General features: G+C 64.9%; 21 protein-coding genes and 2 pseudogenes. 9 read left to right on the top strand and 14 right to left on the bottom strand.

Features of this window, described 5'->3' with window-relative positions; translation table 11 throughout:
* Positions 1 to 326: 326 nt before the first annotated feature.
* Positions 327 to 1,508 carry a sodium:proton antiporter gene (locus FYJ92_RS09075; RefSeq protein WP_185263537.1) on the top strand — a complete coding sequence of 394 codons (1,182 nt, stop codon included), beginning with the start codon at positions 327 to 329 and terminating at the stop codon, positions 1,506 to 1,508.
* Between the two features lie 158 nt (positions 1,509 to 1,666).
* Here FYJ92_RS09075 and FYJ92_RS09070 read toward each other — a convergent pair whose 3' ends face one another.
* A complete protein-coding gene (locus tag FYJ92_RS09070) occupies positions 1,667 to 3,007 on the bottom strand; it encodes an APC family permease (RefSeq protein ID WP_185263536.1) in 1,341 nt (446 codons plus the stop codon).
* A gap of 600 nt (positions 3,008 to 3,607) precedes the next feature.
* Positions 3,608 to 3,982, bottom strand: coding sequence for a four-helix bundle copper-binding protein (locus FYJ92_RS09065; RefSeq protein ID WP_185263535.1), 375 nt, complete (start codon positions 3,980 to 3,982; stop codon positions 3,608 to 3,610).
* 330 nt (positions 3,983 to 4,312) lie between these two features.
* Between FYJ92_RS09065 and FYJ92_RS09060 the strand changes: the two are divergent.
* Positions 4,313 to 4,951 (top strand): annotated as a pseudogene (locus FYJ92_RS09060) (Tn3 family transposase); the annotation flags it as partial.
* 177 nt (positions 4,952 to 5,128) lie between these two features.
* On the opposite strand, the gene polA reads toward FYJ92_RS09060, so the two are convergent.
* Positions 5,129 to 7,771, bottom strand: coding sequence for a DNA polymerase I (polA, locus tag FYJ92_RS09055; protein WP_255482394.1), 2,643 nt, complete (start codon positions 7,769 to 7,771; stop codon positions 5,129 to 5,131).
* 193 nt (positions 7,772 to 7,964) lie between these two features.
* Here polA and FYJ92_RS09050 point away from each other — a divergent pair, with 193 nt between their 5' ends.
* On the top strand, positions 7,965 to 8,438 hold the full coding sequence (locus FYJ92_RS09050; RefSeq protein ID WP_185263533.1) for a hotdog fold thioesterase: 474 nt from the start codon (positions 7,965 to 7,967) through the stop codon (positions 8,436 to 8,438).
* A 19-nt stretch (positions 8,439 to 8,457) separates the two neighbouring features.
* Here FYJ92_RS09050 and FYJ92_RS09045 read toward each other — a convergent pair whose 3' ends face one another.
* The 6 genes from FYJ92_RS09045 to FYJ92_RS09020 form a co-directional block, all read right to left on the bottom strand.
* Positions 8,458 to 9,015, bottom strand: coding sequence for a dihydrofolate reductase family protein (locus FYJ92_RS09045; RefSeq protein ID WP_185263532.1), 558 nt, complete (start codon positions 9,013 to 9,015; stop codon positions 8,458 to 8,460).
* 39 nt (positions 9,016 to 9,054) lie between these two features.
* Complete coding sequence (locus FYJ92_RS09040; RefSeq protein WP_160670737.1) at positions 9,055 to 9,276, bottom strand: hypothetical protein; 222 nt, start codon at positions 9,274 to 9,276, stop codon at positions 9,055 to 9,057.
* The gene (locus FYJ92_RS09035; protein WP_185263531.1) at positions 9,273 to 10,517 is read right to left on the bottom strand and encodes an inorganic phosphate transporter; all 1,245 of its coding nucleotides are present in this window, start codon (positions 10,515 to 10,517) and stop codon (positions 9,273 to 9,275) included. Before FYJ92_RS09035 ends, FYJ92_RS09040 begins: the two co-directional genes overlap by 4 nt.
* Positions 10,518 to 10,668: 151 nt before the next feature.
* Positions 10,669 to 11,178 carry an HAD domain-containing protein gene (locus tag FYJ92_RS09030; RefSeq protein WP_185263530.1) on the bottom strand — a complete coding sequence of 170 codons (510 nt, stop codon included), beginning with the start codon at positions 11,176 to 11,178 and terminating at the stop codon, positions 10,669 to 10,671.
* 134 nt (positions 11,179 to 11,312) lie between these two features.
* Positions 11,313 to 12,563, bottom strand: a complete 1,251-nt coding sequence (locus FYJ92_RS09025) for an FAD-dependent oxidoreductase (protein ID WP_185263529.1) — start codon at positions 12,561 to 12,563, stop codon at positions 11,313 to 11,315.
* Positions 12,556 to 13,851, bottom strand: coding sequence for an aromatic acid/H+ symport family MFS transporter (locus FYJ92_RS09020; RefSeq protein ID WP_185263528.1), 1,296 nt, complete (start codon positions 13,849 to 13,851; stop codon positions 12,556 to 12,558). Before FYJ92_RS09020 ends, FYJ92_RS09025 begins: the two co-directional genes overlap by 8 nt.
* A gap of 48 nt (positions 13,852 to 13,899) precedes the next feature.
* Here FYJ92_RS09020 and FYJ92_RS09015 point away from each other — a divergent pair, with 48 nt between their 5' ends.
* The 4 genes from FYJ92_RS09015 to FYJ92_RS09000 all read left to right on the top strand — a co-directional run bounded on the left by FYJ92_RS09015 (position 13,900) and on the right by FYJ92_RS09000 (position 17,528).
* Positions 13,900 to 14,706, top strand: coding sequence for an IclR family transcriptional regulator (locus FYJ92_RS09015; RefSeq protein WP_185263527.1), 807 nt, complete (start codon positions 13,900 to 13,902; stop codon positions 14,704 to 14,706).
* Positions 14,707 to 14,818: 112 nt separating this feature from the next.
* Positions 14,819 to 15,955 (top strand): cupin domain-containing protein, encoded by a 1,137-nt coding sequence (locus tag FYJ92_RS09010; protein WP_185263526.1) that lies wholly within the window; start codon positions 14,819 to 14,821, stop codon positions 15,953 to 15,955.
* Positions 15,952 to 16,776, top strand: coding sequence for a fumarylacetoacetate hydrolase family protein (locus FYJ92_RS09005; RefSeq protein WP_185263525.1), 825 nt, complete (start codon positions 15,952 to 15,954; stop codon positions 16,774 to 16,776). Before FYJ92_RS09010 ends, FYJ92_RS09005 begins: the two co-directional genes overlap by 4 nt.
* Complete coding sequence (locus FYJ92_RS09000; protein ID WP_185263524.1) at positions 16,776 to 17,528, top strand: maleylpyruvate isomerase family mycothiol-dependent enzyme; 753 nt, start codon at positions 16,776 to 16,778, stop codon at positions 17,526 to 17,528. Before FYJ92_RS09005 ends, FYJ92_RS09000 begins: the two co-directional genes overlap by 1 nt.
* 106 nt (positions 17,529 to 17,634) lie before the next feature.
* On the opposite strand, the gene FYJ92_RS08995 is transcribed toward FYJ92_RS09000, so the two are convergent.
* From FYJ92_RS08995 to FYJ92_RS19000, 4 genes are all read right to left on the bottom strand, one after another.
* Complete coding sequence (locus tag FYJ92_RS08995) at positions 17,635 to 18,066, bottom strand: VOC family protein (protein ID WP_185263523.1); 432 nt, start codon at positions 18,064 to 18,066, stop codon at positions 17,635 to 17,637.
* 110 nt (positions 18,067 to 18,176) lie between these two features.
* Positions 18,177 to 18,896, bottom strand: a complete 720-nt coding sequence (locus FYJ92_RS08990) for a response regulator (RefSeq protein ID WP_185263522.1) — start codon at positions 18,894 to 18,896, stop codon at positions 18,177 to 18,179.
* The gene (locus FYJ92_RS19005) at positions 18,893 to 19,114 is read right to left on the bottom strand and encodes an ATP-binding protein (RefSeq protein WP_255482365.1); all 222 of its coding nucleotides are present in this window, start codon (positions 19,112 to 19,114) and stop codon (positions 18,893 to 18,895) included. Before FYJ92_RS19005 ends, FYJ92_RS08990 begins: the two co-directional genes overlap by 4 nt.
* A 132-nt stretch (positions 19,115 to 19,246) precedes the next feature.
* Positions 19,247 to 20,218, bottom strand: a complete 972-nt coding sequence (locus FYJ92_RS19000; protein WP_255482364.1) for a histidine kinase dimerization/phospho-acceptor domain-containing protein — start codon at positions 20,216 to 20,218, stop codon at positions 19,247 to 19,249.
* A 294-nt stretch (positions 20,219 to 20,512) separates the two neighbouring features.
* On the opposite strand from FYJ92_RS19000, the pseudogene FYJ92_RS08980 reads away from it, so the two are divergent.
* Positions 20,513 to 21,196, top strand: a pseudogene (locus tag FYJ92_RS08980) (amino acid transporter); the annotation flags it as partial.
* 1 nt (position 21,197) lies between these two features.
* Here FYJ92_RS08980 and FYJ92_RS08975 read toward each other — a convergent pair.
* Positions 21,198 to 21,953 carry a ZIP family metal transporter gene (locus FYJ92_RS08975; protein WP_185263521.1) on the bottom strand — a complete coding sequence of 252 codons (756 nt, stop codon included), beginning with the start codon at positions 21,951 to 21,953 and terminating at the stop codon, positions 21,198 to 21,200.
* 141 nt (positions 21,954 to 22,094) lie between these two features.
* On the opposite strand from FYJ92_RS08975, the gene FYJ92_RS08970 reads away from it, so the two are divergent.
* A complete protein-coding gene (locus FYJ92_RS08970; protein ID WP_058932553.1) occupies positions 22,095 to 22,715 on the top strand; it encodes an L-threonylcarbamoyladenylate synthase in 621 nt (206 codons plus the stop codon).
* Positions 22,716 to 22,745 lie beyond the last annotated feature (30 nt).

The raw sequence follows: 22,745 nt of genomic DNA, 5'->3' as shown, positions 1-22,745 counted from the left end.
GCACAACCCAGTGATCTCAGCGAACACGACCCCGCCCGGCTGGCATGGCGCAGGAAGTCCGCCCACCGGCCCCGTGCCTGTCCGGCCCGGGAAACAAAACTGCAGTCGGACGCTGCCGGCTGCGTGACCTCTGACGCCCCGACCGGGCTTGGAAAAGAGCCTGCTGGTCTTTTGAACGGCGCCACGGCCAGAAGACGCCATGACCGTTCGCCCAGTCTTCCCGTTAGGCTGGCCGGAAGCCGGTCTGAGAATCGGAACGTTCAGCGCACTGGCCGCTGCCGGTGAGTGTTCGGCCGCCACCCGAGGGCGGCTCGTAGGAGGTGATGATGTCGGCATCGCTTGTCCTGGTCTTTGCCGTGCTCCTGATGATCGCTGTGCTGGTCTCCGAGCGCGCGCACCGGACGGTGCTGTCCACGGCTGTCCTTTTCCTGCTCGGTGGCTTTGTCCTGGGCGGCGGCGTGCTGGGCGTTCTTCACATTGGACCCGGCGACCCTATCGTGGGTGGCCTGGCAGAGCTCGCACTGTTTTCGGTCCTTTTCACCGACGGCATGAGGGCGGGGGTCTCCGACCTTCGGCGTGCGTGGCGGCTGCCCGGCAGAGCGCTGCTGCTTGGCCTGCCCATTACTCTGGTGCTTACGGCCCTCCTGGCCCATTTCGTGGCCGGGCTGCCCTGGCTGGAATCATTCCTCTTAGGTGCCGTCCTCGCCCCTACCGATCCCGTTTTTGCGGCTGCGATCGTGGGACGCGAGGAAGTCCCGGCCCGGCTCCGTCACCTGCTGAACGTCGAATCAGGCCTCAATGACGGCATTGCACTTCCCATCGTCCTGGTGCTTCTGGCATTGACCGGGGGCACGGACGCTCACGGGTGGCAACTGGCGGAGGAACTCGGCCTGGGCATCGTTGTCGGAATCCTGGTTCCGTATGGTGTCCTGCTGCTGGAGCGGCTTCCCTTCCTGCAGGCCACCAGGTCACTTCAGCCGCTGCTCGCGGTTTCCATCGGCCTGCTGGTGCTGGCCATCTGCTATGCCACCCACGCGAACCTCTTCCTCGCCGCTTTCACCGCCGGTGTCACTGTCGCTACCGCGGGCAGGGGGCTCCGGCACGAATTTGAACAGTTCGGAGAACTGATCACGGAATTGATCAAGCTCGCCGCGATCATGGTCTTCGGCGCCCTGATCACACCGGCGTTCCTGTTCGGGGAGATCCCGCTGGCCGGATGGATCTTCGCGGTCCTGGCCATTGTCGCTGCCCGCCCCGCAGCTCTGTTTGTCTCATTCCTCGGCTCCAAGCTGGGCAGGCGAGAGCAACTAGCGGCCATGTGGTTCGGGCCCAAAGGTTTCGCTTCCGTCGTCTACGGCCTCATTGTCCTTGAATCCGGTATTGGCCTGGCCGACCAGGTCTTCCACCTGATCGCCCTGGTCATCGTCCTGTCGATCCTTGCCCACTCCAGCACCGATGTCCTGATTGCCCGCCAATTCGACGATCGACACGTGCCCACCAAACAATGACTGAGACCCTTGAGCCACAGAAACGGACCAGTCACACCCGGACCCGCACGGTAGACAGGCCCCGTTCCCGGTCGAGCCAACAGGAAGAGGAACCAGTACCATCCTGTGAAACGACGCTGTCCGCGAGTTTGCCCCTGCCATCCGTGTGAGCGTACACGTCAGTGAGGGTGGTCCTGGGTGGAGGTCTGCTGTGAGGGTGCGCCGTCCCGACGCCGGTGGCGCACCACAAGCCACTGGGCAAGAGTGATCACTGCGGCCACGACAACGGTGATGACTATGGTGACCGGATCCGACTGGGCCTTGATGAGCACGAACGGCACGAGCACGGCGGTGTCGAGCACGATGGCCGTCCACGGGATCCAGACCTTGGCCTCGATGTCCCTTCTGAGGTGGCGGATTACACCAACGTGGATGGCGATGTCCATAGCGAGGTACAGGATCGCTCCGAGAGAGGCAATCTGGGACAGGTCGAAGAACGCGGCCATCACCATGGCCAGTCCCGCGGTGATGTACAGCGACTGGTGACCCTCCTGCCCGGGCAGCCCGGGGACCTGCCCCATGTCTCGAAGCATGTCATAGAGCTTCGAGACCGAGAACAGACTGGCCACCAGTCCGGAGAGCGTGGCGACCACAGCGATCGCCACAGTCAGCGTCACGCCCCAGGAGCCGAAGGTCGGCACGGCGGCCTCGGCCAGGGCATAGTCCCGGGCCCCGAGGATCTGCTCGACCGAGAGGCTGCCGGTGACCGCTACGGTGATCAGCAGGTAGAGCGCGGTACACAGGCCGATGGCAATCATGATGGACCGGCCGATGTTGCGCTCAGGGTTGCGCAGGTCAGCGCCCTGGTTGGTGATCGTGGTAAAGCCCTTGTACGCCAGGATGCACAGCGTGACCCCGGCCAGGAAGCCCAGCCACCCCTGATCCGGCGGCGTGCGGTCCGCCACGGTAAACAACCGGCCCAGGGACGACACGCCGGCCGCGAGGATACCCGCGATGGCCAGCACGGCGATACCAATAATCTTGATCGCCGCCGTTACCGTGGCCGATCCCTCAACCCACCGGTTGCCCACCAGATTCACCAGGGCAGCGACCGCGATCGCGGCCACCGCCAGGACCGGAACCCACAGGACCGAGCCCTGCAAACCAAAGGGCCGCAGCAGATAGGTGGCGAAGGTGCGGCCCAGCAAGGACTCAGCCAGGATCATGGACACATACATGAACAGCGAAAAGGACCCAGCGACCACTCCTGGCCCGTAGGCGGCCTTAAGCAGCATCGCAATCCCGCCCGAGGACGGGTCCGCTGCAGAATACCGGATGTACGAATAAGAGCTGAAAGCCACGACCACGGCACCGGCGAAGAACGCCCACGGCACCCAGCCACCGGCCAGCTCGGCGACCTGCCCCACGAGAGCGAAAATCCCCGCCCCGAGCATCACTCCCGTCCCAAGGGCCACGGATCCGGTCAGAGACAGCTTCTGTGGCGTGGAGCTCTTACCCATGAGAGATTCCTTTCCGGAGTCGTTGCGCAGTACCACGGTAACCGACCCCCTCAGGCGCCGTCCGCCGTCACCAAGGCTAGGTAGAGTGTCACCGATGGCATGCCGCGGGCTGCTGACCGGCCTTGTAGTGCGGTCAGCAGCCCGCAATGCGGAGTTTAAAGGGTGTTCAGCAGCTGCTGCATTCCCTTAACCCCGGTGGGCGTTCACGATGTCTTTAGTGTCCCCGGCTGGGATCCTGCCGGGTGATTTGCTGAGCCTTTAACGGCGACCCGCTGGGCCAGGGGTGGATGAGTCAACGCGATTCGGCAGCACGCGGAGCTAACCCGAGACTGGGCTATGAGCAGACGGGCCTCAACTGTCGACGCTCGAAACTAGACCACCGATACGCTCCAGCCGAACACATCGTCATGCGGTAACCAACCCGCGAATATCAGCCTGACACTGCAGTCGAGAAAAAGACTCGCCAACACCGAAACCACAACCGGCCGGCACATAATGAGCGGCCCCTGGAACCAAAAAGCCAGGAGCCGCTCACCTCTGCCTCTTGACAACGGGGCCTACATATCAGCCCAACGCTGACAGGAGTTCCGTGCAGGCCGCCTAGCAGCAGCGGCACGCCTCTGCGCAGATCCTGCAATGCTCATGCATGCCGGCGTGCTGTTCGCATTCGCCGGCGCAGGCCTTGCACGCGGCCGCGCAGGCTGCCAGGACAGTCCGGGTGATGTCCGGGTCATACCCGGTGCGCCGGGACAGGATCTTGCCGGTCGCGGCGCAAATGTCAGCGCAGTTCAGGTTGGTCCGGATGCACTTGGTCAGTTCAGCGGCCATGTCCTCGCCGAGACAGGCATCCGCGCACGCCGTACAGGTCTGGGCGCATTCAAAGCACGCCCCGATGCGCTCGGCAAGCTTCTCCAGGTCCACTCCTGGCAGATCCTTCGGGTAGGCCTCGAGCATGGACTTCACATGGTGGGTCATCAAATTTCTCCTCATCACAATTGGTGGCTGACCATCGTCAGCCACTGATACAAGATTGCTTTGTCAGCGCACCCCAGGCAGCGGGACCGCGGCGCCGCAGAAAGTCTCCACGCCAGCGGTCAGGGCCAGGGCCTCAGGCGAGGACAACGAACGGCCGAAAGCGGTCACCGCAGGTGGACTATCCTCCTGATAACAGCAGGCTACCGGCGGGGCTTGCACAGCAGACGCCGTGACGACCAGGTCTGATGCGCCGTCCCGTCCGGGTCCCATCAGGGTGCTTCTGGAATGACTGGCGCTTGCCGGCCCCTGCTGGTGGGGCTGCAGACACAACGCAACATCGGCGACACCCGCCTCTACACCCCCACCAACGATCCAGGACTCCCGGCCCTGGCGCCGCTGATCGGCGGGACCATCAACACAAGAACAATTGCTCTGCATTGGGATGAAATCCTCCGCCTCGCGGCGTCCATCAAAACCGGCACCGTGACCGCGTCCCTGATGATGCGCAAACTCGGCGCCTACCCCCGCCAAAACGGGCTCGCCCTCGCACTACGGGAACTTGGCAGAATGGAGCGGACCCTCTTCCTGCTCGACTGGCTCCAGGACCCCGGCCTGCGCCGCAAAGTCACCGCCGGCCTGAACAAGGGCGAAGCCCGAAACACCCTCGCCCGCGCCGTGTTCTTCAACCGGCTCGGCGAAATCCGCGACCGCTCCTTCGAACAGCAGCGCTACCGCGCCAGCGGGCTGAACCTTCTCACCGCAGCCATCGTCCTCTGGAACACCGTCTACCTCAACCGCACCATCACCACCCTGACCAGCAACGGCGGCCACGTCGATCCCGACCTCCTGCGGTTCCACTCACCCCTGGGCTGGGAACACATCAACCTCACCGGCGACTACACCTGGCCCCGCGCGAACCACATCAAAACCGGCAAATACAGGCCACTACGCCGCCCGAAAAAACCTTAGCGTCGGATATTTCACTTTTTCACAAGCCACCCCAGGTAGTTCATTGGCGGGACGGTGACCACTTCGAAGTCCCGGGCCCGGGGCGCGTACAGATCCTTGAACTGTTTCTTGACGTCGTACTTGTCCATCGTGCCCCGCCCAGTTCGTTTCCAGCCGTCCCGTCCCAGCAGCCCGTTCCTAGTGGCCGGCGTCGTACCAGCTGGGGCCCACGCCGATCTGGACATCCAGCGGGACGGTGAGGTCCGCGGCAGAGCCCATCTGCTCTGTGACGAGCTTCTCCACCGCTTCCCGCTCACCGGCGGCGACTTCCAGCACCAGTTCGTCGTGGACCTGCAGCAGCATGCGCGACTTCAGTCCCTGGGCCGCCAGTTCAGCGTGCACGCCCAGCATGGCGCGCTTGATGATGTCCGCGGCCGATCCCTGGATGGGTGAGTTCAGGGCGATGCGCTCCGCGTTTTCGCGCAGCTGCCGGTCCGTGCTGGTGAGGTCCGGCAGGTAACGGCGACGACCCTCGATGGTGGCCGTGTATCCGTCCACCCGGGCCTGGTCCACCACGCCGCGAAGGTAGTCGCGGACGGCGCCGAACCGGTCGAAGTAGTCCTTCATCAGGGTGCGGGCCTCGTCCACGGAAATTTCCAACTGCTTGGACAGGCCGAACGAGGTCAGGCCATAGGCGAGTCCGTACGACATGGCCTTGACCTTGGAACGCATGGCGCTGGTGACTTCCTCCGTCGGCACGTGGAAGATGTTCGAGCCCACAAACCGGTGGAGGTCTTCGCCGTCCTGGTACGCCTGGATCAGGCCTGCATCTCCCGAAAGGTGCGCCATGATCCGCATTTCGATCTGCGAGTAGTCCGCGGACAGCAGGCATTCGTAGCCGTCACTGACGACAAAGATGCCACGGACACGCCGGCCTTCCTCGCTGCGGATGGGGATGTTCTGCAGGTTCGGGTTGTTCGAGGAGATGCGGCCCGTCGCTGCCACATTCTGCGCATAGGTGGTGTGGATCCGGCCGTCTTCGGTCACGGACTTCTTGAGTGACTCCAGCATCTGGCGCAGCTTCGAGGACTCCCGGTGCGCCATCAGCTGGACCAGGAATTCATGCCCGGTCTTTTCAAGGAGGTTCTTCAACGACGCGGCATCGGTGGTGTAGCCGGACTTGATCTTCTTGGTTTTCGGCAGCTCGAGTTCATCAAAGAGTACGGTCTGCAGCTGCTTCGGCGATCCGAGATTAACCTCGTGGCCGATCGCGGCGAAGGCAAGTTCCTGCGCGTTGTCGATCACCTTGGCCAGATCGGCGATCTGCTCGTCCATGCGCGGCAGGTCGATGGCGATGCCTGCGGTTTCCATGTCGGCCAGCACGCGGCTGACGGGCAGCTCGAGGGTGGTCAGCAGGTCCCCGGCCTTGCGTTCGGTGAGTTCTGATTCGAAGTGTCGGCTCAGGGCCTGGACCACGGCCGCCACCTGGACCAGGGCACCGGCAGCGGCGGCGTCGTCGCCGTCGAACGCCAGCTCCAGCTGGCCCGCCTTTGAGGTCTCCGACGGCACACTGACGTTGAGGTGGTGCTGGGCCAGCTCCGCGAGTTCATAGGTGCGGCGGTCCGGCTGGATGAGGTAGCCGGAGATTGAGGTGTCATCCACCACTCCCTCCAGGCCCAGGCCACGGGTGGACAGGGCCTTCAGCGCGGCCTTGTAGCCGTGCATGACCTTCGGGGAGTTTTCATCGCGCAGCCAGTCCGCGAGGACATTTTCGGCGGCGGCGTCCTGGCTGGCGAGGTCGATGTAGACGGCGGCGTCGTCACGGACGATGGCCAGTGCGGAGGCGTCCTCACCGATTCTCCCTGGCACCAGGTCGACGGCGACTGCCGATGACTTGCCAGCGCCAGCCGCCAGGAAAGCGCCCAGCTCGGCTGCCCCGGCCGGAGTCACGAAGTCCGGAGTGGCGATGCTTTCGCGCTCCGCGGATTCCACTTGCTCGCTGCCGTACAGGGCAAAGAGGCGGGTACGGATGGTCTTGAATTCGAGCTCGTCGAACAGCGTCTCCAGGGCGGCCTCGTCCGGGCGCGGTTCGGCGAGGTCGTCCAGCGTGAGCGGGAGATCGAGGTCGGTGTGGAGCCTGTTCAACCGCCGGTTACGCCTGACGTCCTCGACGTTGGCGCGCAGGGAGTCCCCTACTTTTCCACCGATGGCGTCCAGGTGCTCGAGGACGCCCTCGAGACCGCCGTAAAGGTTGATCCACTTTGCCGCAGTCTTGGGGCCGACGCCCGGAACACCCGGGAGGTTGTCCGCGGTCTCCCCCACCAACGCGGCAAGGTCCGAATACTGGGCGGGCGTCACAAAATACTTCTCCTGGATGGCGGCCGCGTCCATCCGGGGGATGTCGCTGACGCCCTTCCTCGGGTAGAGCACAAAAACGTTGTCCGTGATCAGCTGGAAGGCGTCGCGGTCGCCCGAGACGAGCAGGACTTCAAAGCCTGCCTTTTCCCCCATGGCCGCGAGGGTGGCCAGGATGTCATCCGCCTCATAGCCGGGCAGTTTGATGGTCTTGATGCCCCAGGCTTCCATAACCTTGTCGATAAGGTCGATCTGGCCGCTCATCTCACGGGGCGTTTCGTTGCGGCCACCCTTGTACTCGCTGTACTCCGCCTTGCGGTGCGTGGTGTCATCCGAGACGTCGAAGGCGACGCAAATGTGCGTGGGCTTCTGTTCCTTGATCAGGTTGATGAGCATGGAGGTGAAGCCGTGGATGGCGTTGGTGTGCTGTCCGTTGGCGGTGGAGAATTTGTCCGCCGGCAGGGCGAAGAAGGCGCGGAACGCCATCGAGTGGCCGTCCAGCACCAGAAGCCGCGGCTGGCCGGTGACGGGAACCACGGGTGCCTCCGTAGCGGAAACCTGGCCTCCGACCGGCAGGACGCTGATGTCCTGTACGGCATCAGCAGCGTCAAGCGCAGTAGTTTCGGTCGGGAAGGGGGCCGGTTTGGTAGTTTCACTCACAGGTGCCAGCCTAGTTCCCATGATGGACAATTTCACGCCCGGGCCCTTCACTGAGGAATTGGTCACAGCAGGCATACCGGCGCACCTCCACGACTGGCTCGGCCACATGGGCATCGGTGCCCTCGTCGTGAAGATGGGGATCCACTTCCTGGAGATGAGCCCGGAACGGACGGTGGCCAGCATGCCGGTGGAAGGAAACACCCAGGTGGCGGGCATCCTGCACGGCGGCGCCCATGTGGTGCTGGCCGAGACCCTGGGGTCCTTCGCTGCCGGGATGCACGCCGGCGCCGGCCGCCACGCCCTGGGCATCGAAGTGAGCGCCACGCACCACCGTGCGATCGCCGCGGGCACCGTGACAGGGACCTGCACCGCGATCCACCTGGGCCGGACCCTGACAACGCACGAAATCGTCATGACCGACGAAAAAGGCCGCCGCCTCTCCACCGCCCGCATCACCAACATGCTGCGGGACAACGACCAGGGGGAGGCCTGACAGCCTCAGGCGGAGTTGGCTAACGGGCCGGTTCCGGGGCCGTGAGGGTGTAGCGTAACTCCACGATCCCCCGGCCCAAGGTGCGGGACGCCGTTAGCTCAAGTGGCGTCGTCGGGCCTGCCAGCGGGAGCAGCCGCTTGCCCTCGCCCAGCACCACGGGGATGACCGACAGGATGAGTTCGTCCAGCTGGCCGGCGTCGGCGAATTGTGCAGCAAGGTTGCCGCCGCCGACCACCCAGACGTTCATGCCGCCGGCGTGGTACTTGAAGTCCTGGATGAACTCCTCGACGGGTCCGCGGACGAAGGTGATGTCTGTGCCGGCCGGGGCAACGTGCTCGTGCCGGGTAAACACGTAACAGGGTGTGGAAGGGTACGGCCAGTTGCCGGGTTCGTGCTCCATCAGCCAGGCGTACGTCTCGCCGCCCATCACGATGCAGCCGACGCCGGCCATGAAGGTTTCGTAGCTTTCCTGGCCGCCTTCGAAGCCGTCGAACTCAAGGAGCCAGGCGAGGTCATCCTTGGTGGTGGCAATGAAGCCGTCGATGGAGGCCGCGACAAAATACTGGATCCTGGACATGGAACCAGAGTAGCGCTGCGGTGTTGACGGGCTGAAGGGCTACTTGCTGAAGTAGGGAATGATCAGGTACAGCCCGAACAGCACGGCTATGCCGCAGAGGCCAAAGCAGGTGTAGGCGAAGTAGCGTTTGGCGCGGGGTGAGGCCTGCTCGGCGTCGCCGGCGATGGCCGTCAGCCGCACGCCCAGCGAATACAGGACCACCACCGTTACCGCGGACACCAGGGTGGTGCCGGCCACAGTCAAGAGTTCCAACCACTTCATAGCTGAGCGTCCTTCTGCTGGTCCGCCTTGGCGGCATCCTTCTGCTGGTTCGCCTCGGCGCGGGCCCGGGCGAGGGCTTTCTTCTTGGTGAAGCGGACGGTCTGGCCCGCTTCTTCGACTTCAACGGCATTGTGGTGGCCCACCGACGACTTGCGGGAATAGAAGAACATAAGCAGCACCGCGGCGGTGCCGGCCACGGCGGCAATCACCACACCCACCACACCCGTCTTCACGAGCAGCGCGGTCAACGCGCCCACAATGCCGGCCGCGGGAAGCGTGAACAGCCAGCCCAGTGCGATCTTGCCCACCATGTTCCAGCGCACAGTGGTGCCCTTACGGCCCATGCCGGACCCGATCACCGAGCCGGACGCCACCTGCGTCGTGGAGAGGGCGAAACCCAGGTGGGAGGACGCAAGGATGGCCGAGGCGGTGCTGGTCTCGGCCGCGAAGCCCTGGGCGGGCTTGACCTCGGTGAGCCCGGAGCCCATGGTCCGGATGATGCGCCAGCCACCGGCGTATGTACCGACGGCGATGGCCACCGCGCACGCCGTGATGACCCAGAATTGCGGGCCCGAGCCCGGGGCCTGGGTGCCGGCGGAAATCAGCACCAGGGTGATGATGCCCATGGTCTTCTGGGCGTCGTTCGTTCCGTGCGCCAGTGCCACAAGGCTGGATGTGAAAATCTGGCCGGTGCGGAACCCGCCGCGTTTCTGCGTCAGCTTGCTGCCTGTGTCAGGATCGTGCCGGGATGTCAGCGCATAGGCGAGCCGGGTGCAGAGGTACGCCACAAGGCCGGCAATAAGCGGGGCGAAGATGGCGGGCAGGATGACCTTCTGGAGCAGGGTTTCCAGGTTCACGGAATTGAAACCGATGCCGGCGATTGCTGCGCCGATCAGCCCGCCGAAGAGGGCATGGGATGAACTGGACGGCAGCCCTTTGAGCCAGGTGATCATGTTCCAGAGGATGGCGCCCATCAGCCCGGCGAAGATGATGTCCGGAGTGATCTGGACACCATCGGAGCCTTCCCGGATGATGCCGCCGGAGACTGTTTTGGCCACTTCCGTTGAGAGGAAGGCACCGACCAGGTTCAGGATTGCGGCGAGCGTCACAGCGGTCTTTGGTTTGATGGCACCGGTGGCGATGGGTGTAGCCATCGCATTTGCGGTGTCATGGAAGCCGTTAGTGAAGTCGAAAAATAGTGCCAGTCCGATGACCAGCGCCACCATAAAGGTGATGTCCACCTGTTGCCCAATCTGCAGAGACGACGTTCAGCAGTTCCTTTACCCCCGCCTGCCCTGCAGCATAATTCACCTGCAGTTCACGTGGAATGACCTGCGGTGTTAACAGAACCGGCTTGAAACCTTATCGATCGTACGCGTCCATGGCATCAGGTCAAAACAGCTGCCTGGTGGCAAACGCCCTGACGGCGGCCAGTTCGGCGGGAGAAATTCCCCGCCGGGGATCGGGCGACACCGTGAGGATGCGCTCGCCCAGGAACCCGGCCCAGGCAAGTGCTTCCTGTTCATACCGGAGCTGGTCGTCAATCCACACGACGCCGTCAGGGGTGTTGGCCGCCAGGTCCTCCTGGAGTGCGGCGAGCTTCCACCAGCCCTCCCCCGTTCCGCCGCCCTCCGCCGTCAGGCAGGGCCAGCGGCCGCCGGCCAGGCCGATAGCCGGGCACAGGTACTCCGCGGCCATGTCCTCCCAGCTGGTGAGCCACACAAAGCGGACTCCCGGCGCACGGGAAAGTTGGTTCAGCCCGTCAACGAGCTGGCCAGCATAAGCCACTTCGAGCACCGCGGCGTTCGCGAGGCGCCAGCCGGAACCCCACGGCGTCCGACCCGTTGCTCCGAACGGGCACACCACGCCGTCGACGTCCAGATACAGGGTGACGTTCCGCATAGCGCTCTCCGTTACGTCGGCAGACCGGGACTGGTCGGTATGCAAATGAAGGGCTGCACGCATCAATGGTTGCATTGCGTGCAGCCCCTTCTCAAGGCCTTCTGACCGTGTAGCCGGCTCAGCCAGTCAGGGACTCAGACAGAGAGCGCTTCCGGCTGGGCTGCTGCCCGGAGTTCCGGAGTTCCGGGCTGATCCTGGCCGTAAAGCCAGTCGTTGTACTGGAAGTCCCCGTCCTTTCGGCTTTTGAACAAAAGGTTCCGGAGCGTGCGCGCCAGTCCTGAGACGTGCCAGGATTCACCCCAGACGCGGGCGGTGCGCTGGACGCGGGCGGTACGGCCTGCGCGGACGCTGGTGAATTCCTTGATCGCATCGTCCCAGGCTTCGGGGTTGATGCCTTCTGCCGTGAAGACGGTGCCGTTGCTGACGTCCTGCAGCACGGCCGCATCTTCAAGGGCCTGGCAGGCGCCCTGGGCCAGGTACTGAAGCATGGGGTGTGCGGCGTCGCCCATCAGCACCATACGACCGGCAACCCAGTTCTCGACAGGGTCGCGGTCATACATGGGCCAGCGGATTCCCGTTGCCAGGTTCTTCAGCGCTTCCTGAACGGCCGGGACGCAGTTCCTGTAGGCGTCCTCGAGCTCATCGACGCCGCCGTACTGTTCTTCGCCGCGTTCGAAGGAGGGCGATTTGAAGACGGCTACGGTGTTCAACAGCTCACCCTTGCGCAGTGGGTACTGCACAAGGTGGCAGTCCGGTCCGAGGTACACAATGACGTCTTCAAGGTCGGCCTTGGGCGTGCTTTCGGTAATCGGCACGGTGCCCCGGTACGCGACATAGGCTGAGGAAACCGGCTCGTCGTTGGCCACGAGCGGACGGAGATTGGACTTCAGTCCGTCGGCACCGATGATGACATCGGCATGATACTCGACGCCCGTGGCAGTGTGGGCCACGCCCCGGCCGTTGACGGTTTCAACGCTTTCAACCATGACATCGTTGACGAGCTTGACGCCAGCGGCCTCACAGCCCTCGAGCAGAACGCGGTGCAGGTCGCTGCGGTGGATGACGACGTACGGTGCGCCGTAGCGCTCCGCGAATTCCCCGCCGAGCGTCTGGCGCGTGAGTTCCTCGCCGGTGATGGCGTCGCGGAAGACCAGGTGCTTGGGTTGGACACCGATTTCCAGGGCCTTTTCCAGGAGGCCCCAGCGCTGGAGGACGCGGGAAGCGTTTGGGGCCATCTGCAGGCCTGCGCCCACTTCGCCGAATTCCGGAGCCCGTTCCACCAGGGTGACGTCCGCGCCGTTCTCACGCAGCGCCAGGGCGCCGGCGAGGCCTGCCATTCCGCCACCAATAACGAGGACTTCAGTGGACGTTTTCAGGTCAGACATTGCTGGCTCCTTCTGGGATGGGGGTAGAGGTAGAAGATTTGATCTTGACGGCGATGGCTCCGAGGAGCACGGCAGCGACCGCGGCGGCGCCGGCGAAGGCCAGGAAGTTGGAGTTGACGCCGAGTCCGGCGGCCAGCAGCAGCCCGCCGACCTGCGGGGCCGCTACGGCACCGATCCGGCCAACGCCGAGGACCCAGCCCAATGCCGTCCCGCGCAGATGCGCCGGATAGTGGCTGGCGACGGCGGCAATGATGAGGCACTGGGTGCCGTGGGTCCCCACACCGGCCAGGACCAACATGATGTAAACGACGGTGACCGCTGGGCCGGTCACCAGCACCAGCAGTGCTGCGGCAGCCACAGCCGCAGCGGCGATCGCCGTGGGGATCGGGCCGAACCGGGTTCCCGCCCACGCGGTGATGACCGACCCCGCTACGGCTCCCATGTTCAGGGCGAGGGCAAACGTGAGTGCAGAGCCGAGGTTGTAGCCAGCCAGCTGCATCAGGTTGGGCAGCCAGGTACCCAAGCCATACCAAGCGAAGAGGGTCACGAGGGTGGCGATGGCGTACAGCACGCTCATACCGAAGAACGGTGCCCGGAGCAGGGAGCCGAAGCCGCCCGGTTCCTTCTCCGCCGTCCCGGCCGCACCAGAGGGCAGCGTCTCCGGCAGGTAGCGGATACCCAGCGGAATCACCACCACCAACGCCAGCACGGCTATCAGGAACATCATGGGCCAGCCGAAGGCCGGAATGAGCGGGATGCCGACCAGCGCCGCAATGGAGCCACCGATCGGCACCCCGGACATCATCAGGGTGGCAATGGTTGACCGCCACTTGGTAGGCACCAGCTCAGCTACCAAGGCATTCGCGGAAGGCACCAGGCCGCCCAGTCCAATGCCGGCAAGCAGCCTCAATCCCCCGAACACCGGGGCGTTCGGGGCGAAGGCGCACAGGATGGTGAACACCGAAAAGACGACCGCGCAGCCAATGATGGTTCGGCGGCGGCCCCACGCATCGGACATGCGGCCGGCGAAAATCGCGCCGATCATCATGCCGATGAAGGCCATGGAGCCGACGGTGCCCGCCGTGGCCTTGGTCAGGCCCCAGCCCGTGTCGTTGATCAGGGATGCCTGGACAGTACCGTAGACAATCAGGTCATAGCCGTCAAAGACGACCAACAGCCAGCAGACCAGGACGGCAAGGACCGAACGCCTGGGAAATCCGGAGAGTCCTGACCGCTCCGGTCCGGCGGCGGGGCCCGGCTGCGCTGCAGGGGAAAGTGTGTGATTCATGCCACTACTGTGCTGGTCACCCCGAATGAACACCAATAGAATTCTGTTATGCAGAATCTTCCCGTCCGCCGGGTGCCCACCTATCCCATCGAAGCCGTGGACAACGCGCTACAGCTTCTTCAGCTGTTGCGGGATGTCGGAAGCCTGCGGCTCAAGGATGCGGCGCAGGAACTTGAAGTGGCCCCCTCCACCGCGCACCGACTGCTTGCGATGCTGGTTTACCGCGGTTTTGCGGTCCAGGATGAGACGCGCCGCTATGTTCCGGGACCGGCCATGGGGGAAGGTCCGGCCGGCGTGAGCTGGACGCGGCAGCTGCGGGAAATTTCGAGGCCGCATATGGAACTGCTGTGCTTCCGCACCAGCGAGACGGTAAATCTGATGATTCGCGTGGGCACAAAGGTCCGTTTCCTGGACACTGTGGAAGGGACCAACGCCCTGCGGGTAGGAGACCGCCAAGGTACGGTCATGCCCGCTAACAAGGCTTCGGGCGGCAAGGCGATGTTGGCCGAGCTGGAATCCGCCATGATCGAGCAGCTGTTCCGGAGCCCCAATGCCGAGATCGGCGGAGACAGCATCCCGGACGTCGAGTATCCGGGGTTCCTCCGCGAGCTGGAAGCAGTCCGCAGCAACGGCTTTGCGGCAAATTTCGAGGGCACCGAAGAAGGAATCAGCGCCTTCGGGATGGCCATCCACAATGGGCGGGGCGCGGTGGTGGGGGCGCTCAGCGTTGCCACCCCGGTGGGAAGGTTCCGGAAACTCTTCGACGCCGGACTGGTCCAGGTAATGATGGAAACGCGCCGCCAGCTGGAAATCGATATTGCGGCCAATCCAGCCGAGTCGGGTCCGTCGAGCTGACACCGCCCGCCATGATAATTCTGCCTGTCAGAATATGCTGGGCGTCACAGGGCGCCCTCCCTAGTGTTGAACCACGCCCAAGCCTTATCCGTTACTCATCGAGGAGCCCATCGTGTCCGTCAGCGCAGAGAACATCACCCATGAGTCTGTTGCAGCCAGCCATGCGTTGCCGGAGCCGACACCTGAAGAGGCGGCGCAGTTGGAGCAGCTGTATGCGGACTTCGAGACGGAGAACCTGGTTCCGTTGTGGACGGAGATCGGTGACCTGATGCCGATGGTTCCTTCTCCTAAGGCGGTGCCGCATGTGTGGCGATGGGATGATTTGTATCCGCTGGCTGCGCGTGCCGGGGAGCTGGTCCCTGTGGGCCGTGGTGGGGAACGCCGTGCGATCGCGTTGGCGAACCCTGGCCTGGCCGGCACCCCGTACGCCACCCCGACGCTGTGGGCCGCGATCCAGTACCTGGGCGCGCACGAGACGGCCCCCGAACACCGGCACTCCCAGAACGCGTTCCGGTTCGTTGTCGAGGGCGAAGGCGTCTGGACCGTGGTGAACGGGGATCCGGTGGCGATGCGCCGCGGGGATTTCCTGCTGACCCCGGGCTGGAACTTCCACGGCCACCACAACGACACCGATCAGCCGATGGCCTGGATCGACGGGCTTGACATCCCGTTTGTGCACTACGCCGACGCCGGGTTCTTCGAGTTCGGCACCGAACGCGTCACCGACGAAGCGACCCCGGATATTTCCCGGTCCGAGCGGCTCTGGGCCCACCCGGGCCTTCGCCCCCTCTCCGGGCTCCAGGACACGGTCAATTCCCCCATCGCGGCGTACCGGTGGGAACACACCGACGCCGCCCTGACCGAGCAGCTGCTCCTGGAGGACGAAGGCCACCCCGCCACTGTCTCCCAGGGCCACGCCGCGGTCCGGTATACGAACCCGACCACCGGCGGGGACGTCATGCCCACCATCCGCGCCGAATTCCACCGCCTCCGCCCCGGCGCCACCACGGAGCCCTTGCGTGAAGTCGGCTCCAGTGTCTGGCAGGTCTTCGAAGGCTCCGGGACCGTGACCCTGAAAGGCGAAACCAGGCCCCTGGCCAAGGGCGACCTGTTCGTGGTCCCCTCCTGGCAGGAATGGTCCCTGCAGGCCGACGACGCCGGGTTTGATCTGTTCCGCTTCAGCGACGCCCCCATTTTTGAGCGCCTGAACTTTACCCGCACCTACACCGAAGGACGCAAGAACGCATGAGACTCCTCACCCTCCGCACTTCTGAAGGCACGACGGCGGTCCGCCAGGACGGCGACACCCTCACCGAGATTCCCGGGTTCGCTGACGTCGGGGCCCTCCTGAAGGACCCCGCCTGGGAGACGATCGCCAAGGCAGCCAACGGCGCAACCCACCCGCTGGAGGGCGCCGACCTCGCCCCGGTCGTTCCCGTCCCGGGCAAGATCATCTGCGTGGGCCATAACTACCGCAACCACATCAAGGAAATGGGGAGGGACGTCCCGGAGTACCCCACCCTGTTCGCCAAGTACGCCGAATCCCTCATCGGACCCAACGACGACCTCGCGTTACCGCAGGAATCCGACACCGTGGACTGGGAAGCCGAACTCGCCGTGATCATCGGCAAGACCGGCCGCCGCATCAGCGAAGCCGACGCCAAGGACCACATCGCCGGCTACGCCGTCCTGAACGACGTGTCCATGCGCGACTACCAGTTCCGCACCATCCAGTGGCTCCAAGGCAAAACCTGGGAAAAATCCACCCCGTTCGGCCCCGCCCTGGTCACCACGGACGAGTTCAGCGCCGGACCGCTCATGACCAGCGCCGTGGACGGCGAGATCCAGCAGAGCACCCCCACCGGCGACGTGGTGTTCACCCCCGAATTCCTGGTCTCCTACATCTCCACCATCATCACGCTGAACCCGGGCGACGTGATCGCCACCGGCACCCCGGGAGGTGTGGGCCACGCCCAGGACCCCAAATGCTACCTGCAGGAAGGCCAGCTCCTGGTCACCACCATCGAAGGCCTGGGCCAGCTGAAGAACCGCGTCATCAAGGAAGCCTGATGGGTGCCCGCACCGACCAAACCACCGACCCGGCGCTCCTGCAGTCCTTGCTGCAGGCGCGCCGGGGCACCGCGTTCTTCGCCCGCAAACTCAACGAGCTCACCGATACCGAACTCGACGGCGCCACCCTCCTTCACGGCTGGACCCGCCGACACCTGGTGGCACACATCGGTTACAACGCCCGCGCCATCGCCCGACTCATCGAATGGGCCGCAACAGGGATCGAAACACCCATGTACGCCTCCCCCGAGGCCCGGGACCACGAAATCAACTTCGGCGCTACCCTGTCCCCCATCGCGCTGCGGAACCTCTTTGACCACTCCGCAGTTCACCTGAACGTCGAATGGCGCGACCTCCCCGAACAGGCCTGGCACGAGCGGGTGAAAACCGCCCAAGGACGGACCGTCCCCGCCAGTGAAACCGTGTGGATGCGGACCCGCGAAGTCTGGACCCACGCCGTGGACCTGAACAACGGCGCCACCTTTAGTGACATACCGGCCCCAGTCCTCGAACGACTCCTGCAAGATATCACCAGCGCCTGGAAAACCCGCGGCACCGACACCGGCCTGCTCATCACCGTCACCGGCACGGACCTCACCTACGGTGACACCGCCGCGGAGAACCCGACAGTAATCACCGGAACCCTGCCCGCCGTCGTCGGATGGGCCACCGGACGCGGCACCCACGCCGTCACCGCCACCCAGAATGGCGTCCCGCTGGAAAACGTGCCAGCGGCCCCCCAGTGGATCTGAACCTGACCTTCGTGTAGCAGAAGCAGCACCAACAGTCAGGAAAACGGAACAGCGGCGGGCTAACCCGCCGCTGTTCCGTTCTTGTAGGTTTGGCTGGCAGCAGCACCTATGACGCGGGAGCCGCCTGCGGGTTGTTGACATTGACCAACCAGGCAGTTCCGAACCGGTCGGTGCACATGCCGAAGATGTCACCCCAGGGCGCCGGTTCGAGCGGAACGGTGACAGTGCCGCCGTCGGCGGACAGCTTGTCCCAGTAGCCGCGCAGTTCAGCTTCGTCGTCGCCGCTGAGGGAAACCGAAATGGAGCTGCCGGTCGGGAGGTCCATGCCATTGGGCGTGTCAGCCCCCATTAGAACCAGGCCGTTGCTGGCCGTCAGCATGCCGTGCATGATCTTGTCGGCTTCCGCCGGATCTTCGCTGGCGTGGAACTCCCCGAAAGTGCTGAGGGCCAGGTCGCCGCCGAACACGGACTGATAGAAGGTCATCGCCTCCCGGGCGTTCTCGCGGAAGCCAAGGTAGGGGTTGAGCGTCATTGGCATGGCCGATTCTCCTTGTGGTGCGGACGTGAAACGGATTCGGAAACAGTCAACATCCTGCCGCACTTACATCCGCGTTCATAGGCTTATGGGACCCCGATTTCCTGTCGGGTTCAGGGCAAAAACCGGTACCCCACGCCGGGTTCGGTCAGCAGGTGGCGGGGCTTCGCGGGGTCGACCTCCAGCTTCCGCCGCAACTGCGCCATATACACGCGCAGGTAGTTGGCTTCCGTTTCGTAAGCCGGTCCCCAGACGTCCAGAAGGAGCTGCTGCTGGGTCACCAACCGCGAAGGGTTCCGGACCAGGAGTTCCAGGATGTTCCATTCGGTCGGCGTCAGCCGGACAACGTTCCCCTCCCTCGTGACCTGCCGCCGGGCCAAGTCCACGGTGAAGGAGGATGCGGCCACCGTGGGCACCGATGCACGTTCCGGAACGCGGCGGAGGAGCGCACGCAGGCGGGCCAACAGCTCCTCCAGTCCGAACGGCTTCGTGATGTAATCGTCCGCACCGGCGTCCAGGGCGTCGACCTTGTCCGACGAGCCGTGGCGTGCGGACAGCACCAGCACCGGCAGGGTGCTCCACCGGCGGAGTTCCCGCAGGACTTCCGCTCCATCCAGGTCCGGCAGTCCCAGGTCCAGGATCAGCACGTCAGGCGGACGGTGGGATGCGGCACGCAAGGCGGTGCCGCCGTCGGACGCTGTGTCCACGGCGTAGCCGTGGGCCTGGAGCGTGATCCGGAGCGCTTTCAGCAGGTGCGGATCGTCGTCGACCACGAGGACACCAGTGCGGCGGCCGCCCTGCGTGCCGGGAGACCCCCTGTGTTCCGTGTTCATGTGGCCTCCGCGCCACGCGGCCGCCCCGCCGCATGGCGCGCGCCCGGTGAGCCGGTCGACAGGGCCAGCCCGATCACCATGGTGAGTCCGCCGCCGGGCGTCTCCTGTGCGGTCAGCGTGCCGCCCATGGCTTTGACGAAACCGTCAGCTACGGACAGGCCCAGTCCCACCCCGGTAGTCTGGGGCCGGTCGTGGAGCCGCTGGAACGGCCGGAACATCTCCAGCACCTTCCCGGCGGGCACACCTGCGCCGTGATCGATGATCCGCAGTTAGCCGGACGGATAGCCGTCCAGGGTGGCGGCGCCCATGCGCTCGGAAGCGCCGGTGATGGTGATCCCCGAACCCGGCGCTTATTTGACGGCGTTTTCCACAATATTCGCGATACTGCGCTCCAGCAGCACCGGATCGGCCTCGACTGTGGGCATGTTGGCCGGCAACTCCACCCGGACCGTACCGTCCGGGAGCCCGCGCAGTGCCGGGGCAACAACCTCGCTCCACCGTGCGGGTCCGAGCAGTGGCCGGACGGAATCGGCGGTGATCCTTGACATGTCCAGGAGGTTTCCCACCAGCTGGTCCAGCCGGTCCGTGCATTCGTCAATGGTTTCCAGCAGCTCCCTTTCCTCCGCCGGGGTGTAGGTGACGGTCCGCTGCAGCAGGCCGCCGGCGGCGAGTTTGATCCCGGCCAGCGGGGTCCGCAGGTCATGGGACACCGCACGCAGGATTGCCGTACGCATGGTGTTCCCTTCGGCCAGCCGCAGCACCTCGCGCCGGCTGACGGCCAGCTGGCGGCGTTCCAGCTGGGCTTTCAGGTGGACCGCAAGCGCGCCCAGGAGCCTGCTTTCCGCCGCCGGCACCTTCCGGCCGAACAGCACCAGCAGGGTGTCGTCGTCGACCGGTTCTGCAGTGCTGCCCGGCAGGCCGGTGACGCCACGCTCCCACCCGGTGGTTTCCCCCGTCCCTGCCACCAGTCGCCAGACCCGGCCGTCCCCGCCGCGGACTCCGGAGGTTTCCACCGCCGGGCCGGAACCTTCCACCGCGCCGTCCCGGCAGCTGAACACGCCGGCACCGGCGGCCCCAAAAACGTCCAGGGCCTCCGCCAGGATCCCGTCCAGGGTGTCCTCCGAGCGGGAGGCGCCCAGCGCCAGGTCGCCCAGCGTAGCCGCCTCCGCCTGGGCGCGGGCAGCCTCCTTGGACCGGCGGGCAGACCGGTCCACGACGCCGGCGACAGCCACTGAAACCCCCACGAAAACGCCCAGGGAGAGGAAATCCTGCGGATCACTGATTGCTAGGTCCCCCAAGGGCGGCGTGGAAAAGTAGTTCACCAGCACGCTGCTCCACAGCGCGCCGACGACCGCCCGGCCACAACCCGCCCATCAGCGCCACTGCAACGGCGCCCGCAAGCTGGGTCAAGACGGCGGTGGCAACGCTGTGGTCGAAGGTTGCGAGCAGCAGCTGCAGCAGTACCGGCAGGGCTGCTGCGAGCGCAAAGCCAATACCAACTCTCGTCCGGCCAAGGTCAGGCCGCGGGCACGGTGCGTTCTGTTGGGAGGGGACGCGGGGAACCACCTGGACATCTACGTCCCCCGCACCACGGACCACCCGGGCTTCCACGGTGCCGCCGGCTGCAGCAGCGTAAGCGCACGGTCGGCTTTGGCATCATCACAGTGCTTTTTCTCTACACCACGGTCACCAATATCTTTGAACGTCCCGAAGGAATCCGGATTGCCGGTTTCTTCATTTTGGGAATCATCAGCATCTCCCTGCTCTCCAGGGTGCTGCGCTCGTTCGAACTGCACGCCACGCACGTCCGTCTGGACACCCAGGCCCTGGAGTTCATGGCGGAGAACCTGGCCGGGCCCATCGGGATCATCGCCCATGAACCCCTGCGCCAGTCAGCGGACGCCTACCGGCAGAAACTGGCGTCCGCCACCGAAGCAAGCCACTTCCCCGCCGACTACCGGACACTGTTCCTGGAAGTCATTGTGGATGATTCGTCCGACTTCGAGACGGCCCTGGAGGTCCGGGGCGTAGTGCGGCACGGGTTTGCCGTCCTGGAGGTGCACGGACCGGGCGTCCCCAACACCAACGCTTCGGTGCTCCTTCATATCCGTGATGTGACCGGGCTGATGCCGCACGTCTACTTCCGCTGGACCGAAGGAAATCCTGCCGTGAACCTCCTGCGCTTCCTGGTGCTGGGCGAAGGCGAGATCGCTCCAGTGACGCGCGAGATCCTGCGCGAAGCCGAACCGGATGTCACCAAGCGGCCGTGGGTGCTTGGGATGACCGTCCGACGGCGGTAGGTCACCCCCCGAGCTGGTGGACTGTGAAGGCCGTCAGGAACCCGACGGAAGCGGTCAGTCCCGTGAGGTTGTGATGCTCCTCGAACGCCTCGGGGATCATGGTGTCGGCGAGCATCGCCAGGATCCCGCCTGCCGCGATCGCGGTAATGAAGGCGACGACGGCGTCCGGCGCGTTCTCCAGCGCCACGAACCCGATCAGCGAGGCGAGCCCGGACAACACAGCAATGCCTCCCCACACCCCAAAAATGTATCCGGTACTGCGGCCTGCCTTTTTCATCCCCGCAGTACCGGACAGACCCTCGGGAACGTTGGAGATGAACACAGCCGCAAGCATGGCCGGACTGACCGATCCTGCGGTGATGAGTCCGACACCGAGCACTATGGACTCCGGGACCCCGTCGAGCAGGGCGCCGAAGGCGATGGCCGTGCCGCTGCCGGGGCTCTCCTGCTCCGACGGTTGCTGGCCGCCTGAGCGTTTGCGGTGTTTCGCGCCGGCCCGGGCCAGGAGCATGTTCGCCCCTACGTAAGCCACGGAACCGGACAGGAATCCGGTCACCGTGGGCCACAGGCCTCCTCCCTCAACCGCCTCAGCGACGAGCTCGAACGCCAGGGCCGAAATCAGCACGCCCGCCCCGAAGGACATGATCGTGGAGACAAGTTTGGACGGAATAGACCATTTCCACGACGCGGCCGCCCCCAACACCAGCGCAGCACCGGCCACGGTTCCCCACAATAACGCCTGAAGCCACACCGGCATGCCGCCACCTTTCCTTCGCCCGCCCAGTACTTAGCGCCCTGACTGAACCTTTACGCCCTGAACCTATACGGCACCGGCGTCGTACGCACGGAGCCGTGCCGGTCTTCTGGCCGGGACGGCAATTGTCGTAGGCTCAGGAGCATGGCAAGATACTTTGACGTTCACCCCCAGGATCCCCAGCCCCGCGCCATCACCCAGGCCGTGAAAATCGTGCTCGACGGCGGGCTGATCGCCTACCCCACAGACTCCTGCTACGCCCTCGGGGCCCAACTGGGCAACAAGGACGCGCTGGACCGGATCCGGAATATCCGCAAACTCGATGACAAGCACCACTTCACGCTGGTGTGCAAGGACTTCGCCCAGCTGGGCCAGTTCGTAAACATCGGCAACGACGTTTTCCGCGCCATCAAGGCCGTCACTCCCGGCAGCTACACGTTTATCCTGCCTGCCACCAAGGAAGTTCCGCGCCGGCTGCTGCACCCCAAGAAAAAGACAGTAGGCGTTCGGATCCCGGACAACCGGGTGGTCCAGGCACTGCTGGCTGAGCTTGGTGAGCCGCTGCTCTCCAGCACCCTGCTGCTCCCGGATGAGGAAGACCCGCTGACCCAGGGCTGGGAAATCAAGGAACGGCTCGAACACGAGGTGGACGCTGTCATCGATTCCGGCGACTGCGGGGCCGAGCCCACCACCGTGATCGACTATTCCAGCGGCGTGGCCGAGGTGGTGCGCCGGGGCACCGGGGACCCGTCCCGGTTCGAGTAAACCCTTCCCCGCATACGGGGCCGGCTCCAA

This window comes from Pseudarthrobacter sp. NBSH8 (genome assembly GCF_014217545.1).
Taxonomy (GTDB): Bacteria; Actinomycetota; Actinomycetes; order Actinomycetales; family Micrococcaceae; genus Arthrobacter.
The sequence above is the reverse complement of the archived record's forward strand: the minus strand, read 5'-3'. Positions and strand labels throughout refer to the sequence as shown.